This window comes from Streptomyces sp. NPDC096132 (genome assembly GCF_044763345.1).
Classification (GTDB): domain Bacteria; phylum Actinomycetota; class Actinomycetes; order Streptomycetales; family Streptomycetaceae; genus Streptomyces.
Genome location: NZ_JBIWGA010000001.1, coordinates 475,338 through 492,738, shown reverse-complemented (window position 1 = coordinate 492,738; position 17,401 = coordinate 475,338). Strand labels below are relative to the sequence as shown.

General features: G+C 71.4%; 17 protein-coding genes. 2 read left to right on the top strand and 15 right to left on the bottom strand.

Annotated features, from left to right (window positions below):
* Positions 1 to 31 precede the first annotated feature (31 nt).
* The 12 genes from ACIRF9_RS02195 to ACIRF9_RS02140 form a co-directional block, all read right to left on the bottom strand.
* Positions 32 to 1,402: a hypothetical protein gene (locus ACIRF9_RS02195; protein ID WP_403814928.1), complete on the bottom strand. Its 1,371-nt coding sequence runs from the start codon at positions 1,400 to 1,402 to the stop codon at positions 32 to 34.
* A gap of 13 nt (positions 1,403 to 1,415) precedes the next feature.
* Positions 1,416 to 2,771, bottom strand: a complete 1,356-nt coding sequence (gene eccD / locus ACIRF9_RS02190) for a type VII secretion integral membrane protein EccD (RefSeq protein ID WP_403814925.1) — start codon at positions 2,769 to 2,771, stop codon at positions 1,416 to 1,418.
* 76 nt (positions 2,772 to 2,847) lie between these two features.
* Positions 2,848 to 3,150, bottom strand: coding sequence for a hypothetical protein (locus ACIRF9_RS02185; RefSeq protein WP_403814924.1), 303 nt, complete (start codon positions 3,148 to 3,150; stop codon positions 2,848 to 2,850).
* A 38-nt stretch (positions 3,151 to 3,188) separates the two neighbouring features.
* Positions 3,189 to 3,632, bottom strand: a complete 444-nt coding sequence (locus ACIRF9_RS02180; RefSeq protein ID WP_403816081.1) for an HD domain-containing protein — start codon at positions 3,630 to 3,632, stop codon at positions 3,189 to 3,191.
* A gap of 157 nt (positions 3,633 to 3,789) precedes the next feature.
* The gene (locus ACIRF9_RS02175) at positions 3,790 to 4,422 is read right to left on the bottom strand and encodes a hypothetical protein (protein WP_403814922.1); all 633 of its coding nucleotides are present in this window, start codon (positions 4,420 to 4,422) and stop codon (positions 3,790 to 3,792) included.
* A complete protein-coding gene (locus ACIRF9_RS02170; protein ID WP_403814920.1) occupies positions 4,419 to 5,207 on the bottom strand; it encodes a DUF6508 domain-containing protein in 789 nt (262 codons plus the stop codon). Before ACIRF9_RS02170 ends, ACIRF9_RS02175 begins: the two co-directional genes overlap by 4 nt.
* Positions 5,200 to 5,601 carry a hypothetical protein gene (locus tag ACIRF9_RS02165; RefSeq protein WP_403814918.1) on the bottom strand — a complete coding sequence of 134 codons (402 nt, stop codon included), beginning with the start codon at positions 5,599 to 5,601 and terminating at the stop codon, positions 5,200 to 5,202. Before ACIRF9_RS02165 ends, ACIRF9_RS02170 begins: the two co-directional genes overlap by 8 nt.
* Before the next feature lie 47 nt (positions 5,602 to 5,648).
* Positions 5,649 to 8,237, bottom strand: coding sequence for an ADP-ribosyltransferase (locus tag ACIRF9_RS02160; protein WP_403814915.1), 2,589 nt, complete (start codon positions 8,235 to 8,237; stop codon positions 5,649 to 5,651).
* A complete protein-coding gene (locus ACIRF9_RS02155; protein ID WP_403814912.1) occupies positions 8,234 to 8,620 on the bottom strand; it encodes a DUF6507 family protein in 387 nt (128 codons plus the stop codon). The genes ACIRF9_RS02160 and ACIRF9_RS02155 overlap by 4 nt, the downstream gene beginning before the upstream one ends.
* Positions 8,621 to 8,647: 27 nt before the next feature.
* Entirely contained in the window at positions 8,648 to 8,962 is a 315-nt protein-coding gene (locus tag ACIRF9_RS02150; protein WP_403814909.1) for a pore-forming ESAT-6 family protein, read from the bottom strand.
* Between the two features lie 54 nt (positions 8,963 to 9,016).
* On the bottom strand, positions 9,017 to 9,349 hold the full coding sequence (locus ACIRF9_RS02145; RefSeq protein WP_403814908.1) for a hypothetical protein: 333 nt from the start codon (positions 9,347 to 9,349) through the stop codon (positions 9,017 to 9,019).
* 164 nt (positions 9,350 to 9,513) lie between these two features.
* A complete protein-coding gene (locus ACIRF9_RS02140; protein ID WP_403814905.1) occupies positions 9,514 to 10,701 on the bottom strand; it encodes a PP2C family protein-serine/threonine phosphatase in 1,188 nt (395 codons plus the stop codon).
* 223 nt (positions 10,702 to 10,924) lie between these two features.
* On the opposite strand from ACIRF9_RS02140, the gene ACIRF9_RS02135 reads away from it, so the two are divergent.
* On the top strand, positions 10,925 to 12,160 hold the full coding sequence (locus ACIRF9_RS02135) for a GNAT family N-acetyltransferase (protein ID WP_403814902.1): 1,236 nt from the start codon (positions 10,925 to 10,927) through the stop codon (positions 12,158 to 12,160).
* 25 nt (positions 12,161 to 12,185) lie between these two features.
* On the opposite strand, the gene ACIRF9_RS02130 is transcribed toward ACIRF9_RS02135, so the two are convergent.
* Together ACIRF9_RS02130 and ACIRF9_RS02125 are read right to left on the bottom strand one after the other, a co-directional pair.
* Positions 12,186 to 12,995 carry an Fpg/Nei family DNA glycosylase gene (locus ACIRF9_RS02130; RefSeq protein WP_403814900.1) on the bottom strand — a complete coding sequence of 270 codons (810 nt, stop codon included), beginning with the start codon at positions 12,993 to 12,995 and terminating at the stop codon, positions 12,186 to 12,188.
* Between the two features lie 35 nt (positions 12,996 to 13,030).
* Entirely contained in the window at positions 13,031 to 13,519 is a 489-nt protein-coding gene (locus ACIRF9_RS02125) for a ribose-5-phosphate isomerase (RefSeq protein WP_403814897.1), read from the bottom strand.
* Between the two features lie 152 nt (positions 13,520 to 13,671).
* On the opposite strand from ACIRF9_RS02125, the gene ACIRF9_RS02120 reads away from it, so the two are divergent.
* Positions 13,672 to 15,144, top strand: coding sequence for an amino acid permease (locus ACIRF9_RS02120; protein ID WP_403814895.1), 1,473 nt, complete (start codon positions 13,672 to 13,674; stop codon positions 15,142 to 15,144).
* Here the strand turns inward: ACIRF9_RS02120 and ACIRF9_RS02115 are convergent.
* A complete protein-coding gene (locus ACIRF9_RS02115) occupies positions 15,131 to 17,305 on the bottom strand; it encodes a serine/threonine-protein kinase (protein WP_403816078.1) in 2,175 nt (724 codons plus the stop codon). The genes ACIRF9_RS02120 and ACIRF9_RS02115 overlap by 14 nt on opposite strands.
* Between the last annotated feature and the right edge of the window lie 96 nt (positions 17,306 to 17,401).

Here is a 17,401-nt window from a genome sequence, read left to right as displayed (position 1 = left end):
CTTGTCCTTCGTGGGGTCCCTTCGAGGCGGATCAACGGCGCTTGTGGGACAGTTCGAAGACCTCGGCGGCCAGCCGGGTGGCGGCCTGCCGGGTCGCACGGGCGAGCAGGTCGGTGCGGATGGCGCCGCCGGCCGCGAGATGCCGGTCGTACGGCAGGACGCGGACGCTCGCCCCGGTCGCCTTCAGCTGCTCGACCGCCTTGTCCAGGTCGAGACGGGGGTGCGGGGCCGTCTCGGTGAGGACGACGACGGTCGACGTGGTGATGTCCCGGGGCAGAGCGCGCATCCACTCCAGCACCGAGCGGGTGCTGGCGATGCCCTCCAGGGTCGCCGGCGCGGTGAGCACCCGGGCCTGCGCGGCGGACAGCGCGGTGCGGGCCACCTCGGCGGGCAGGGTCTCGCAGTCGACGACGGTCACCCCGAAGTAGCGGCGCAGCGACACCATGACCCGCTCGTAACCCTTGGTGTCGAGCATGGCGCCGACCTGCCCCTGGCTGCCGGGCAGCAGCCAGGCGTTCTCCGGGAGCTGGACCAGGTATCCGGTGATGTCCAGCAGTGACATCTGCGGTTCGACGAGGGCGGCGAGGTCGCCGGTGGTCCAGCGCAGGCTCTCCGCGCCGAGCCTGAGCGGCAGCGAGCCGAGCGCCGGGTCGGCCTCGACGAGGAGGACCGGGTCCTGGCGGTAGTGGGCGTAGGTGGCGCCGAGCAGGGCGGCGATCGTGGTCTTGCCGGAGCCGCCGCGGATGGAGGTCACGGCGATCTGCCGGCCGGTGGTGACCGGCCGCTGGAGCACCTCGGCGGTCGCGGTGGTCTCGGCGACCTCGCGCGCGGCGGAGGAGGAGACGGTACGGCGTACGGCGCGCAGGGCGCGGGCGGCGAACGGTTCCCCGCGGCGGGGCTTGAGCCCGACGGCGGCGAGCCGTTTGTCCACGACGGGACGGGTGTCGGGGGCGGCCCGGCGCGCGGCGGTGCCCGCGACGGCCGCCTGCGGCGCGGCCTGCTCGGCGTACGGCTGCTCGGCGTACGGCTGCTCGGCGTACGGCTGCTCGGCGTACGGCTGCTCGGCGTACGGCTGCTGGGAGTAAGGCTGTTGGGGGTAAGGCTGCTGAGGTTGCTGGGCCGAGGGGGCGGCGTAGGGCTGGGCGGGCTGCTGCTGGGGGTAGCCGTAGGCGGGTGCCGGCTGCTGCTGGTGCGGGTGGCCGTACCCGGGCGTCTCCGCCGAGGCGTTCTGGATGTTCTGCGCGCTCTGGGCGCCCGGCGCCGGAGGCTGCTGTGCGGGCACGCCCGGCTGCGGTGCCTGTGGGGGTGCGGAGTCGTCCTGCTCCGCCGGGGGCCGCTGAGGTGCCGCGCCGCCCCTCAGGTCGCGCAGCACGTCGTTCTGCCAGTTCTCACCGCTCGGCATGTCGCCCTTCTCCTCAGAACTTGTCGAGCAGTTGCCCGTAGATGCCGAACACGCCGACGGCCAGCGGGAACAGCCCGATCACCCCGAGGGACTCGATGAGATCGGCCAGCCGCCGCAGCCGGACCCGTACGTGCTCGGGCGGTTCGATCGCGAGGACCAGCAGCGGCAGCAGCGCCGCGGCTCCCAGCAGGGCGAGCGCACCGGCACCCCCGGCGTGGTCCAGCCACAGCACCGCGAGGCGTACGACGAGGACGGCGGCCGCGGCGAACAGCGCCACGACCTCCGCGACCAGCGGGAAGGCCCGGGCCCGGGACAGCAGCACCACGGCGGTGAGCGAGGCCAGGGTCACCGTCCACACGGTCGGCTCGTCGGCGGTGGTCAGCAGCCAGCCGCCGGCGGCGGCCGAGGCGGCGGTGACCACGGTGGCCAGGGCGAGCCCGCGGTGCGTGGCGGCGAGCGCGTTGGAGACCTCGTGCCGGCTGACCGACACACCCGAGGACCGCCGGTCGTCGAGACCGGTGAGCCCGGAGGCCATCAGCGCGAGCCGCGGCAGCATCCCGAGCAGCACCACGGAGAACACGGTCATCACGGCACCGAGCCGGTCCGGCCGGTCCTGTACGGCGGCGACGGCCTCCCACACCGCGGCCATGGCGACGGCCGCGCCGGCCCCGATGAGCCCGCCCCGGCCGAGTGGCGAGAAATAGGCGAGCAGCACCAGGGTGAGCACCGACGCGGCGACCACACCGGCCAGTCGTGCCTCGCCCGACCAGTCGTAGGCGTCGGCCGCGGTCCACGCGGTGAGCAGACCGAGACCGCCGGATGCGGACAGCAGCGCGGTGGCGAGACCGAGGTTGCCGTCGCCGACCTTCGCGACGACCGCACCGGCCAGCAGGAACACCACGGTGACGACCGCGAGCACGGTGGCGACGGACTCCGGCGCGAACTCGCGGCGGGCCAGTACGGCGGCGGCCACGGCGAAGACGAAGGTGGCGACGCCGGCGCTGACCCGGCGCGCGGCCGGGCGCCAGCGCCAGGACCGCAGGTCGAGGTCGTCGGCGACCTGGTCGGTCACGTCGTGCACCACCGGCGCGGGGGGCGCGGCATGCGCCCGCACCAGCTGCAGTACGGCGCCGTCGGCGACCTCCGCCGAGGACAGGGTGGCGTCGTTCGGCAGCACCGAGCCGTCGGAGGTGACCAGTTGGCGGGTGGTCGGCCGGGTGGCCACCCGGTCGTCGAGCAACCGCAGTATGTCGGGGAGCAGTTGACCGATCGGCGTGTCCGACGGCAGGACCAGGTCGGCGCGCCGCCGTTCACCGATCAGGGTGATACGGCTGAGCTGAGTCCGGGACGTCGTTGCAGTGCTCACCACTCACCGGAACCTATCATCGCGTCATTTCGGCCACCGGGCGCATTTGCCATGAACCCGTCACCCATGTTCGACCTCTTCACTGCTTCTCCCCCTTTGCGCCGGCGGACGGGCTGCTGCTCGCGGGGTCGTACACCTGCCCCTGCTGCTGTTGCTGCTTCTCCTGCTCGGCCTTCTGCTTCGCCAGAGTGGCCTGGAGGAAGGACCAGCCGACGCAGCCCGCGCAGAGCACGGCCGCGATCGCGATGCCCGCGAACACCTTGCCGAGCCGCTCGTCCAGCGTCCGCCGGCCGCGCTGGGTGCCGAACAGCAGCGCGTCGCGCATCCGGCGCCGTCGCACCGCCACCGACTCGAGCAGTTGGCTGTCGTAGTCCCGTGCCATTCGTCGTCGTCCTGTAGGTACTGGCTCTTGATGTGCCGTCAGTCGTGCGGGGTGAGGCCGAGGTACTGCCTCATGGCGCTGTACTTCCGCTCCAGTCGCCGCGCGGTCGCCTCGTCGAGCACCGCGAGCCGGTCCGGGTCCGCGTTGTGGGCGAGGTCGGCCGTCTTGACCAGCCGGGCGCCCGGCGTCGCCAGGATCCTCCCCGCGTACGCCTCGGGCGACTCACCGGACCGCTTGGTCACGGCCCGTACGACGTCCTTGGTCCGCCGGTCGAGGGCGGCCGTCTCCAGCCACTCCTCGCTCAGCACTCCGTCCTCCACGGCATCGTGCAGCCAGGCCGCGGCGATCAGTTCCTCGCCCCCGCCCCGCGCGCGCACGCCCTCGGCGACGGCCCGCAGATGCTCGGTGTACGGCCGTCCGGCCTTGTCCGTCTGCTCGGCGTGCGCGGCACACGCGAGGGCCTCGACCTCGGCGAGGCTCATCCTCACGGCGCGCGCCTTCCCTGGTGCCCGTGGTGCGGCATGCAAACTCCCCCTTACTTTGCCCGTGCAACATAAGGCACGGGAGGCGGGGGCGTACACCCGGGGTGCGGGTTCGTCCTTCCCCGCCGCCTGCGTCACCGTGCCTGCGCCGCCCCTCTCACGATCCCTGCGTCAGCCCCGTCACGATCATGAACAGCACCCACAGCACCGGGACGAGCGCGACGTACGCGAGCGGCCGCCGGTGCACCGGCACACCGGGATCCACCTGTGGCCCGTGCTGCCCCGGCGCCGGGGCCTGAAGCTTCTTCACCTTGCGGGCGACGAAGAGGTTGTGGACGACCGTGAACGGCGTGAACAGGAACAGCGAGAACGGGCTCCAGCCCTGCCAGAGCGTCCGCGTGGTCAGCTCCCGGTACACCGCGAGCCCGCAGGTCGCGCACATCATGCCGCTCCGCTTCCCGAACGTCATGAGGATCAGGAGCCCCCGGTGGGCCCGGAAGGTGACGTGAACGGCCGGCGAACCTCCACAGAACATGCACGTGGGGGCGGGGGGTTGGGGGTGGCCGGGGTGTGCCGCGTAGCCGGGGTGGGCCGCCTGCGCCGGGTACCCCGGCTGACCGGCCTGTGCCGGGTACCCGTACGGGGCGGCCTGTGCCGGGTACCCGTACGGGGCGGCCTGTTGCGGTGGTACGGGCGCCGTCTGCGGGTAACCACCCTGCTGGGCATAGGGGTTGGGACCGGTCTGCGGGGCGGTGGTGGCGTAGGGGTTGCCCTGGGGCGGGGTGGTCATGGGGTGGGTGTTCTCCGTAGGTCGTGCGGGGGTCGACGGGTTTGTCGTGCGTGCCAGGCGCGGAGGGAGACGGCGATCGCGTCCAGGAGGCCGTCCTTCGCCGCGTCGGCGATCATGCCGTCGCAGGCCCGCTCCCCGACCACCACCGAGGTGGCGGCGCGCACGGCGTCCGCCGGGGCGAGCCGGCCGTCGGGCGAGGGCCTGGGGAGCGGACACTCCGCCCACCGGTGCTCAGGCGTGACGGCGCCCACGGTGCGCAGCGCGGCGACGGCACGGAGCAGGGCCCGGCCGTAGCGCGGATACGCCACGTGGTACGTCCCGTTCGGCTGCTGCCCGCCGCCGACCCACTCGACCCGGCGGTCCTCCTCGGTGAGCGCGTCGAAGGCGTCCGCCAGCTCGCGCCAGGCTCCGGTGTCATCGCGGTGGAGCTGGTCCAGCAGCCGCTGGTCGTCAGCCTCGGTGACCGTACGGGCGACTGCCTCGACGACGTCCGTCGAGGAGGCACCGACGACCGTGCCGGCGCCCTTCGCCCGGGCGAGTCCCGCCACCACGACGACCGGCGCGACACCCCTTTGTCCGGCCTCGAACACCTCGCGCGACCACTTCTCCTCCAGCTCCCGCACCCGGGAACTCCGCGCGGCACGACGCACCCAGCCGACCTCCCCCGCGGCGTGATCGGCCCACACGTACCCGACGACCTCCCCGTCGGGCGCGGCGACGGGGAAGTACCAGAGCGGGTGGCGGGGGTCGGGGAGGGGTACCGGGAGCGGTTGCTCTCTACTCACCCTTGGCGAGGGACTTGACGGCGTCCGTGTTCGGGGCGTCGGTGAGGGGGGCGGGCAGGGCCCGTCCTCGGTTGCCCTCCGGGGTGGCCAGGATCTCCGCGAGGGCCTGGGACGGCGGAATGCCCCGCCCCTTGGCCTCCTGCAGCCGGGCGTGCCAGTGACCGCCCTCGGCGAGGGCCCGGCCTCCGGCGGCACTGCGCGGTACCCACGCGGCGGCGTCGTCCTCGTCGCTCGCCCACACGTACCCGAGGACCGCGCCGCCCTCCTTGTCGACCACCGTCAGGTACCGCACCGGCTTGTCGGTGCGCGTCCGGTACCTCGCCGGCCCCGGCGCCACGAGGTCGAAGTGCACGTCCTCGTCGAAGCGCGGGTTGATCGGTCGTTCACTGCTCATGAAATCCAGGTTCCCTTGACTCTGCTTGATCCTCAACGCGGCCGCCACTACGGCTTCGGCCTCGGCAGGACCTCTCCGTAGATGTGCCACTTGTCGTGCGCCTCGTCGAAGAACACACGCGTCACCTTGTACTCGGAGCCCCTGGCGAGGAGCAGCTCGCGTTCCCCGGGGTACTTGGAGAGATGGTCGATCCACAGGGCGGGCGTGTCCTTCGGCACCCGCAGGTGCATCCACACGGGCTTCCCGTCGAACGGGGGTGGCGGTGTCCTGCCGAGCGCCGTGGACGTGAATGCCTTGTCGTCGAAGGTCCCGCCCAGCATGTCGAGCGGTGAGTCGATCGGCAGGCCGTCGACCTTGACGTGGTCGACCCCGGTGCCACGTACGACCATGATGTCCTCGGGCACCGGGCGGGTGTCCATGACCCGGTCCATCTCGTCGATGGTGTGCCTGAGCGAGTCGTCCAGACCGCCGCCGAAGCGAAGGTGGCCGTTGATCAGGTCGTACTCGTTGCCGCTGTACGTCCTCAGCGCCTCCCGCGACTCGGGGGGCAGATCGTCCAGGAACTTGTTCCAGTACGAGTTGCCGTACGCCAGCCCCGCGTCGTCGGTGACACTGGGCCCGGGGTTCGTGCCGCGCGCCAGTTCGGCCTCGGCCACCGCGTGCTTGTCGGCGTCGCTGAGGGCGTCGAACGCCGTGTCCGACATGGCCGGCTGGTACTCGAACGGCTCCCCGGCCCCGGGGTGTCCCGGCACGTCCGCGCCCGGGTGGCCCGACGTGACCGGAACATCAGCACCGTGATGGGCACCGGCGTCCACGGCCCCGTCGCCGACGTCCACGTGGTCCCAGGCGTCCGCGTGGTCACCGGCGTGCGCCGCGTCATCCGTGTGCCCGGCACCGTGGGAGGCGTCGTCGGTGTGGCCGGCGCCGTGGGAGCCGTCGTGCGGGTGCCCGTCGGGGGTGTCGTGGCCGGTGCCGTGCGGCGCGTCGGGGCTGTGGCCGCCCGTGTGCGGCGTGGCGGCAGGGGTGTCGTGCGGCGTGGTCGTCGGGACGTCGTGCGTCGCACCGGTCGCCGGAGTGTCGTGGTACCAGGCCGACGGGGTCGTACCGGAGTGCGTACCCGCCGACACCGCGTCGCCCGTGCTGTGCGGGAGCCCGCCGTGGATGCCGTCCGACGTGGCGTGCGCGCCGCCGGTGTACGTCCCGCTGCCCGTGCCCGTGCCCGTGCCCGTCGAGTGCGGGGTGCCGCCGTGGACGCCGTCGGACGTCGCGTGCGTCCCGGCGTACGCCCCGCTGTCGGCCGTATGGGCCGCGCCCGCGTACGACGGTGTCGCGTCCGGGGTCTGGATCGTCCAGTGGGACGGGAGCCCGGAGGGTGTCTGGTACGACGCCGGGACGGACTCGTGCGGCACCGGTGTGGTGTCGATGGTGCCGTCGGGCGAGACGAGGTTGCCGTTCGGCTCCAGCAGACGGCCGTCGGGAAGATGGACCGAACCGTCCGGAAGCGTGGGCATGTCGATCTTGCCGAGACCCTTGAGGCCCTTCGCGATGTCGCCGATCTTCGACAGCCCGGCACCGGCACCCTTGGCGATGTAGGTCATCGGGTCGATGACCTTGCCCGCCTTGCCGGCGATGGAGAGGGCCTTCGCGACCGCGCCCGCCTTGCCGGCCCCGGCCGCCGCGCCTCCCGCACCACCCGTGAAGACGGTGGTCAGGACGTTGAAGGTGACCGCTCCGGCCGCGCGGCCGGGGTTCTTGCCCCACTCGTCCCACGCCACCAGCGCCTTGCCGGTCTCCTTCATCGCCGTACGGGAGTCGCGGATCCAGGAGGGCAGCTTGTCGTCCGGGAGGAGCCAGAACGCCGTACCGACGCCGGGGATGGAGGCGAGGGCGAGCCCCGTCGCGAGCTGGGCGAGGCCCTTCCACGCCTGGCCCATCGCGTCCCAGCCGCCGAAGCCGACCAGCGTGCCCAGGCCCTTGATCGTGCCCCAGATGCCATCGACGATCAGGCCGTCCCAGACGAACGACTTCACCCAGTGGCCGACCTCGTACCAGTGGTGCTTCTCCTCCACCGGGTCACCCCAGGGAAGCTTGGCGTTCTTGAGGTCCTCGGCGTTGAAGCCGTACTGGTCCTTGCGGTCGGAGCCGTCGCCCGCGACCATCTGCGTCCCGCCCCAGATCGCCGTGATCTTGTTGTGGCAGGTCCGCTCGGCCGCCCAGAACGCGGCGACGGTGGTGGTGATGTCGTCCCGGATCCGGTTGTGCTCGTCGACCTTGTCGCCGTCGTACTCCCACTCGTCGTCGTCCTTGACCGAGTCGACGAAGGTCTGCGCCTTGGTCTTGAGCTCCTTGAGCTTGGAGACGAGGGGCCGGATCTCGGTGCTGTAGGAGGAGAGGGCGGAGGACACCGTCTCCAGGTCCGTCGCGAAGTCGTCGGCCCGGTCCTGCACGGGCTTGGTGGTGGCGAAGAGCTGCTCGGCCTCGGGCGCGTGATAGAACGCCGACAGGCCCTGGAACTGGGTGTTGACGTCCTTGCCCGTGTCCCGGACGTGGCCGGCGTCCTTCTTCAGATCCGCGTGGTCCAGCTCCAGCTGCGCCAGGTCGCCGGTGAACTGGGGGATCTCGTCGGGCTTGATCACGCCTTGCCCGTCCCCGGCATGTCCAGCTTCGGCGCCTTCAACGTGTTGCGCTGCGCCTCCAGCGCCATCTGCTCGTCACCGTTGAGGTAAGCCGTCGTCGCGTCGACCACGCCCTGCAACGACTTGCCGGCACGCGCCGCCACGAACGACAGATCCTTCGACGCCCGCTCCGCGTACTGCGACAACGCCAGCGCGACCAGACCACCCTGCGCCTGCTCACCACCCGCGGCAGGCGCATCCGCGGAGATCGTCCCCGCGCTCGACGCCGCCGACGTCAGATGCTCACCGAACGCCGTCGCGTGCTTCTGCAGATTCGACGCCGTCTCACCCGTCGTCTTCAGCACACCCGAAATACCCTGCGGCTTCAGATCCCAGCCCGGCATCCGTCAAACCCCCGTCGTTCTCGTCCGTCAGCCGATGTTGTCGACCGCGGCCTTCGCCCGCTGGATCGTCGACTGCGCCGTACCGTCGTTCTGCTCCAACGTCGTCTTCAGCAAAGTGATGATGTTCCGCACCTCATTCGACGCACGGTTCCACCGCTGCTCCTTGCCGTGGTACTCCTCCGCCACACCATCCGCCGTGAAGTCCGCCATCGCCGCCTTCACCTGACGGTCACGCTGACCGATCACCTCCTCCAGCCGCGCCACCACCGCCTGGATGTTCCCCTGCGCATCCGCCGACGCACCCGTGTCGTACGACCGACGATCCGAACCCGCACCAGCCATCACAAACCACTCCCCGTCAAAGCCGAAGAAACCGGACCGAACTGAAACCCGGACTCAGCGCGCGCCAAACCGCGCCGCGTCGAAGTTCGCCGCCGACATCTGCTGCCGCGCGTTGTCACCCTGCTCCTGATCACCCGACGAGAACGCCGAGTCCATCCCCGACTGACCACCCAGGATCGCGGCGAGGGAGGCGTTCAGGTCGCCCGTGATCTGGTCGGCACGCGCCTTGAACTGATCGAACATCACCCGACCCGAACCGTTGAACTTTCCCTCCAACGGCGTCGCCGCCTGCACCAACTGCTTGATCAACGACCCCAGATCATCACTCGACCCACGCGAATCACGCTGCAACGACGACAACGTCTGCGCACCCATGTCGAACTTCATGTCGAACTCGCCTCCCCCGGTGAGGTCTGCCTGTCACGTCCGTACGCATCTCATCTGTAGCAAGTCCTCGATTGCCGATGCAATCGCGAAGCGGCGGTAGTTACAGGGGTGGCACAAACGGATGAGCAAGTCGCGGATGATATCCGGACATTGCGGATCAAAGTTCAGTGAATGATCGTCGCCGAGGTCGCCGTCGGGCCTTCGCGGCAGACCAGCAGCAGGGCCCGGTCGTCGTTGACGTCCTTCGCGACCGCTTCGATCAGGTGCCAGGCGGCGCCCTGGAAGCCGCCGGCGACATAGCGGTCGGCCTCACCGGTGAGGCGGTCGATGCCCTCGACGATGTCGCGGTCGGAGGTCTCCACCAGGCCGTCGGTGAAGAGCATGAGGACGTCTCCGGGGCGCAGGGAGCCCTTCACGGGGTCGAACTGGGCGCCCTCGTACACCCCGAGGAGCGGGCCCTCGGCGGCCTTCTCCTCCCAGCGGCCGCTGCCGGCGCTGAGCTGGAGGCCCGGCGGATGGCCGGCGGAGTAGAGCTCGTAGTCGCCGGAGTCGAGGTCGAGGACGAGGTGGATGGAGGTCGCGAAGCCCTCGTCCCAGTCCTGGCGGAGGAGGTAGCCGTTCGCCGCCGGGAGGAAGGCGTGCGGGGGCAGGGAGCCGAGGAGGCCGCCGAAGGCGCCGGACAGCAGGAGGGCTCGTGAGCCCGCGTCCATGCCCTTGCCGGAGACGTCCGTGAGGACGACCTCCATGGTGCGGCCGCCGTTCGTGCGGGCCGCGACGACGAAGTCACCGGAGAACGACTGGCCGCCGGCCGGCCGCAGGGCCATCTCGCGGTGCCAGCCGGGTGGCAGTTTGGGCAGCTTGCTCTGGACCCGGATGCGCTCGCGCAGGTCGAAGAGCATGGTGCCGCCGCGCCGCCAGGGCACGCCGACCCGGCTGCGGAACTGGGCGATGAGCAGCCCGAAGAAACCGCATGCGGCGACGACCAGGACCACGCCCGGGGTGACCCTGGAGGGCCCTTGGGTGTAGGGGCCGAGCTGGACGGACTCCACGATCAGGGCGGTGGCCGCCGCCGCGTACAGGCCGAGCAGGCTGGACGGGCGCAGCAGCAGGCCGCCGGCGACGATCGGCAGGACCAGGGCGGCGGGTGAGCACCACACCGAGTTGGCGAGGGTGGTGGCCGCGATGACCGGGACGGTGAGCAGCAGGAAGGCCAGCGCGATCCAGTCGGATCCGTCGCCGCGGAAGTAGTCGACGGCGCTTCGGCGCACGCCGGTGCGGACCCGGTGCATCAGATGCTTCAACCGGGCCGTCAACGTCTCGGCTTCCGCGCGCCGCTGTCGTCCTTCTGCCATTAGTTCGGGACCCTATCCATCCAACCCACCGCTTGGCACGGGAGGTCCCACTTGTCCCCCGTCCGAGGTTCAACTTCACAGTGAACTTCATGGAAAGCGCTCACGTGGCGCGGAGGGAGAAATTCCCTGGCTCGTCCCGCATTGGACTGCTAGGCATGGATGCATGACGACTCGGGCGACGCCGACAGGGCCCACAGGGCAGACGGGCCACGCGACCTCTTCCGTGACTTCCGCTGCCGAGTTGCGGGTGCTGCGGCAGGACGAGTGGGACCAGTGGTACGACACCCTGCTGCGGGCCTTCGGCGGGGTCCCGGAGTCGGCCGAGGAACGGCAGCTGTGGTCGGAGCTCACACCGTGCGAGCGGTCGGTCGGCGTCTGGGACGGGGCGGAGCCGGTGGGCACGGCGGGGGCGTTCGAGTTCCGGCTGACCGTGCCGGGCGGGGCCTCGGTGCCGACGGCGGGCGTGACGATGGTCGGGGTGAGCGCCACGCACCGGCGGCGTGGGCTGCTGACGTCCATGATGCGGCGGCAGTTGGACGACGTACGGGCCTGGGGCGAGCCGCTCGCGGTGCTCACCGCCTCGGAGCCGGTGATCTACGGCCGGTTCGGGTACGCGGCGGCGACTTTCAGTCTGCATGCCGAGATCGACACCGGTCGGGTACGGCTGTCCGTCCCGGCCGGCACGGACGGCGTACGGCTGCGGTACGTCGATCCGCGCGCCGGGCTCGACGCGTGCGAGGCGGTGTACGCGCGGACGGTGGCCGGGCGGCCGGGGATGCTGGACCGGCGGCCGGGCTGGGAGCGGCTGTGGGTGATGGAGGCGGAGGCCGAGAAGGACGGGGCCTCGCCGTTGCAGTGTGTGCTGGCCGAGCGGGACGGAGAGGTGACCGGGTACGCCCGTTACCGGGTGCGGCCCGAGTACACGGACGCGGGGCACAACGGGCAGGTGCTGCTGCAGGACCTGGCCGGGGTCGACCCGGTGTCGGAGGCGGCCCTGTGGCGGTTCCTGTTCGGGATCGACCTGACGACCTCGCTGAAGGTACGCGGGCGGCCGCTGGACGAGGCGTGGCAGTACCAGGTGTCCGACATCCGCCGGTGCGGGCTGCGGGTGCGGGACGCGTTGTACGTACGGCTGGTGGACGTGGGTGCGGCGCTTCAGGCGCGGACGTACCAGGCGCCGGTGGACGTGGTGCTGGAGGTGGAGGACGCCTTCTGTCCGTGGAACTCGGGGCGCTGGCGGCTGTCCGGCGACCCGAAGGGCGCGGTGTGCGCGCGTACGACGGACCCGGCCGATCTCGCCCTGTCGGTGCGGGAGCTGGGGGCGGCGTACCTGGGCGGGGTGGGCCTGGCCGCGCTCGGTGCGGCCGGGAGGGTGCGCGAGCTGCGGCAGGGGGCGCTGGCGGAGGCGGCCGTCGGCTTCGGCTCACCGGTGGCGCCCTGGCTGCCGCACGGCTTCTAGAGCCGCCCGGGTCCTTGGCTCTGCCTCAGTTCTTCTGGCAGGTCGGGCACCAGAAGAGGTTGCGGGCGGCGAGGTCCGCGGTGCGGATCCCGTCGCCGCAGAGGTGGCAGGGCTGCTGGGTGCGGCGGTAGACGTACACCTCGCCGCCGTGGTCGTCGACGCGGGGCGGGCGGCCCATCGCCTCGGGGGTGTGTTCGGGGCGGACGGTGTCGATGCGGTTGTTGCGCACGCCCTCGCGCATGAGGGCGACGAGGTCGCTCCAGATCGCGTCCCACTCGGCGGTCGTGATGTCCCTGCCGGGGCGGTACGGGTCGATGTGGTGCCGGAAGAGGACCTCGGCGCGGTAGACGTTGCCGACGCCGGCGATGACCTTCTGGTCCATGAGGAGGGCGGCGATCGTCGTGCGGCTGCGGGAGACGCGGGCGTAGGCCGCTCGGGGGTCGGCGTCGGCGCGCAGCGGGTCGGGGCCGAGGCGGGCGTGTATGGCCTGCTTCTCGGCGCCCGTGACGAGGGCGCAGGTGGTGGGGCCGCGCAGGTCGACGTACGCGGTGCTGTTGGCCAGGCGGAGGCGGACGGTGTCCGTGGGCGGGGGCGCGGGGGCGTCGCCGAAGGCCACCTTGCCGAAGAGGCCGAGGTGGATGTGGATCCAGTCGTCGTCGCGGAAGCCCAGGAAGAGGTGCTTTCCGTGGGCTTCGGTGCGGGTGAGTCCGGCGCCGTCGAGGAGTGCGGCGGCGTCGGAGAACTTGCCCTGGGGGCTGGTCACGCGTGGTGCCGTGCCGGAGAAACGGTCGGCGTAGTCCAACGCCAGCCGGTGGATCGTGTGCCCCTCTGGCACGGTCCCTGTTCCTTTCCAGCCCCCCTGCGGAGCGGTCAGTCCTGCTGCGGGTGGTGGGCCGGGATCGCGGGGAGGTCGCCGGTCGTCTCGTAGTCGGCCAGCATGTCGATGCGGCGGATGTGGCGCTCGTCACCCGAGAACGGGGTGCCGAGGAAGGTCTCGACGAACTTCGTCGCCTCCTCGGTGGAGTGCATACGGGCGCCGACGGCGACGACGTTGGCGTTGTTGTGCTGGCGGCCGAGGGAGGCGGTCTCCTCGCTCCAGGCCAGGGCCGCACGGACGCCCTTCACCTTGTTCGCCGCGATCTGCTCACCGTTGCCGGAGCCGCCGATGACGATGCCGAGGGCGTCCTTGTCCGCGGCCGTGCGCTCCGCGGCGCGGAGGCAGAAGGGCGGGTAGTCGTCCTGGGCGTCGTAGATGTGCGGGCCGCAGTCGACCGGGTCGTGGCCCGCCGCCCTGAGCCATTCGACGAGGTGGTTCTTGAGTTCGAAGCCGGCATGGTCCGAGCCGAGATACACGCGCATGGGATGAGTGTGTCATGCGTGTTGCCGGGTAGCAGCCCGGGGTGTCGGGGCCCGAGAACCCCGCTGGAACCATGGAACCTCAGGAAAACCTCAAGTAACGATCCGGAATCATAGGTTCAAGAATCCATCCACCTCCGTTTCACTGGCGTCCCATGACTTCACAGCCCACCCTCACCAAGGCCGACCGCGGCCACGGAGGCCCCGGAGATCCCGGTTCCGGCCTCCAGGCAGGTCTCAAGAACCGGCATCTGTCGATGATCGCCATCGGCGGTGTCATCGGTGCCGGACTGTTCGTCGGATCCAGTTCCGGAATCGCCACCGCCGGGCCCGGCATCCTCCTCTCGTACGCCCTCGTCGGCACGCTCGTGGTGCTGGTGATGCGGATGCTCGGGGAGATGTCCGCGGCCAACCCGACCTCCGGGTCGTTCTCCGCGCACGCCGACCGGGCGCTCGGCCGCTGGGCCGGCTTCTCCATCGGCTGGCTGTACTGGTTCTTCTGGGTCGTGGTGCTGGCCGTGGAGGCCACCGCCGGCGCGAAGATCCTCGAAGGGTGGATCCCCGCCGTACCGCAGTGGGGGTGGGCGCTGATCGTGATGGTGGTGCTGACCGCCACCAACCTGGTCTCCGTCGGCTCCTACGGCGAGTTCGAGTTCTGGTTCGCCGGGATCAAGGTCGTGGCGATCGGCGCGTTCATCGTCGTCGGCGGGCTCGCGGTGTTCGGCGTGCTGCCCGGCGTCGACAGCGACAAGGCGGGCCTCGGCAACCTCACCTCGCACGGCGGCTTCCTGCCCAACGGCCCCGGCGCCGTCCTCACCGGCGTCCTGCTCGTCGTGTTCTCCTTCATGGGCAGCGAGATCGCGACCCTCGCGGCCGGTGAGTCCGAGGACCCGCAGCGGGCCGTCACCAAGTCCACCAACAGCATCATCTGGCGGATCGGCGTCTTCTACCTCGGCTCGATCCTCGTCGTCGTCACGCTGCTGCCGTGGGACGACAAGTCCATCGCCGAACAGGGCTCCTACGTCGCCGCCCTCGACTCCCTCGGCATCGCGCACGCCGGTCAGATCATGAACTTCATCGTGCTGACCTCGGTGCTGTCCTGTCTCAACTCCGGCCTCTACACGGCCTCCCGCATGGCGTTCTCGCTCGGCCGGCGCGGTGACGCGCCGAAGGCGTTCGCGCGGGTCAACAGCCGGGGCGTGCCGATGCCGGCGATCCTCGCCTCCGTCGTGTTCGGCTTCGTCGCCGTCTTCTTCAACTATCTGTCCCCGGACACCGTCTTCCTCTTCCTCGTCAACTCCAGCGGGGCGGTGGCCCTGTTCGTGTGGCTGGTCATCTGCTTCTCGCAGCTGCGCATGCGGCGGATCATCCAGCGGGAGGCGCCCGAGAAGCTGGTCGTGCGGATGTGGCTGTACCCGTATCTGACCTGGGCGACGGCCGCGCTGATCGTGTTCGTGCTCGGCTACATGCTGACCGACACCGAGGGCGAGAGCAGCGGGCGTACGACCGTGCTGCTGTCGGTGCTCGTGGCCGCGGTGGTCGTCGCCGTCGCCCTCGTGAAGGAGAAGATGGCGAAGGACAGGGCCGCACGGGCGCAGGACGGCTCGGAGACGCTCACCACACCGTAAAGCTCTCCTTCACCTTGTCGTACGTCTTCAGGGCATCCGCCTCCGCCTCCGGCTGGTACCAGGTGTTGATCTGGTACGACTTCCCCTCTTGGTCGAAGCCGAGCAACCGGGCATGCCAGCGGGTGCCCTGAAGCGTGAAGGTGTACTCCCAGACGACCGCCGGGCGGCCCCGGAACGTCGTCTCCTCCAGGCGGATCTTGCGGTAGTCGCGGCCCTCGTGGGCGTTCTGCTCGGAGGTCCGCCAGGTGTCCATCAGGTCGCCGCGGGCCAGGGAGGACTTGGCGACGAGCTCCTGGGTGCCGTCGGGGGAGGTGTAGTGCACCTCCGCGCCCGTCTGCACGTCCCGCCGCCAGCCCTTGGGCGTCGCCCAGGCGAACCCCCCGGCCTCCTGGTGCGCGCCGGGCGGCAGACTCGGCGGCCTGGACGTGCCCTCGACGGTGGGCGAGTTGCTGCCGCCGGCGGAGGGGGTCGGGGCCCCCTCCGCCGAGGAGCCACCGGCCGCCCGCCCGTCGCCCTCCCCCGAGCCGGGCGCCACGACCAGCACCACCGCGACGACGATCCCCACGGCGACACCACCGACGCCGACCACGATCCGCCCCCTACGGCTCGACCGGCGACGGGCGGGCCCCGCGGGGACCGCCACGGACCGGAGCCGGGAGGTGAGCCCCGGCCCCTTTTCGGTCGGCACCTGCGAAGGATCGCCGGAGCCGGCGGACGTGGCACCGGAGCCAGCGGACGGGACGCCGGAGCCAGCGGACGAGGCACCAGAGCCACCCGGCGGAGCACCGAAGACACCGGGCGGGGCACCAGAGCCACCCGGCGGAGCACCGAAGACACCGGGCGGGGCACCAGAGCCACCCGGCGGAGCACCGAAGACACCGGGCGGGGCACCAGAGCCACCCGGCGAGGCACCACAGCCACCCGGCGGAGCACCGAAGACACCGGGCCCGTCGGCGGATTCGCCGAGCTCCCCGCCAGCGACACCCGCCCCACCGTCAGAAACACCAGGCCCGCCGCCGTAGAAACCAGGCCGGCCGCCAGACACACCTGGCCCGTCGGCGGAAACACCCTCCCCGTCACCAGACTCACCCGGCCCACCACCGGAGACACCCTGCCCGTCCCCAGACTCACGCGACCCAAAGGCGGCGACACCCGCCCTGTCACCAGACTCACCCGGCCCAAAGGCGGCGACACCCGCCCCGCCCCCAGACCCACCCGCCCCACCACCGAAAACACCCTGCCCGCCCCCAGACCCACCCGCCCCACCACCGAAAACACCCTGCCCGCCCCCAGACCCACCCGCCCCACCGGCGGAAACACCCTGTCCGCCCCCCGACGCACCCGGCCGGCCACCGGACTCGGCCGGCCCCTCGGCGGAGATGCCGGGGTACAGGGGGCGGGTCGGTGGTTCTTCCGGGAAGGCCAGGGGGTGGAGGGTGGATTCCAGGTCGGGTAGGGACGGGCGGGATGCCGGGTCCTTGGTCAGGAGGGTGCGGAGGATCTCGGTCAGTGGGCCCGCCGCGGCGGGGAGTCGGGGCTCCTCGTAGAGGACGGCGTGCAGGGTGGCCAGGGTGGTGTCGCGGGAGAACGGGGAGTGGCCGGCCAGGGCCGCGCAGAGGGTCGCGCCGAGGGACCAGACGTCCGACGGCGGTCCCTGCGGGCGGCCGGAGATGCGCTCGGGGGCCATGTAGTCGGGCGAGCCGACGAGCATGCCGACCATGGTCAACGCCTTGGCGTCCTGGATCGCCGCTATGCCGAAGTCGGTGAGGACGACCCGGCCGCCACGTTCCACCAGCACGTTCCCCGGTTTGATGTCCCGGTGCAGGACGCCCCCCGCGTGCACCTGCCGCAGTGCCTCCACCAGCCCCAGACCGACCCTGGCCGTCTCACGCGGGGTGAGCGGGCCCTCCTCGGCCATGACCCGTTCCAGGGAGCGGCCCGCCACCAACTCCATGACGATCCACAGGCGTTCACCCTCGTCGACGACGTCGTAGACGCGCACCACGTTGGGATGGTCGATGCGGGCGGTGGCCCTGGCCTCGCGCAGGGTGCGTTCCCGGCGGGTGCGGCCGTCCTCGGGGTCGAGGCCGTCGATGCGCATCTCCTTCACCGCGACCTGCCGGTCGAGTATCTCGTCGACGGCCCGCCACACCCGCCCCATTCCCCCCTGGCCGATACTCTCGACCAATCGGTAGCGCCCCGTCACCAGCAGACCCGGAACACCGCCGCTCCCTGAATTCCCCGGCAATTCACTGCA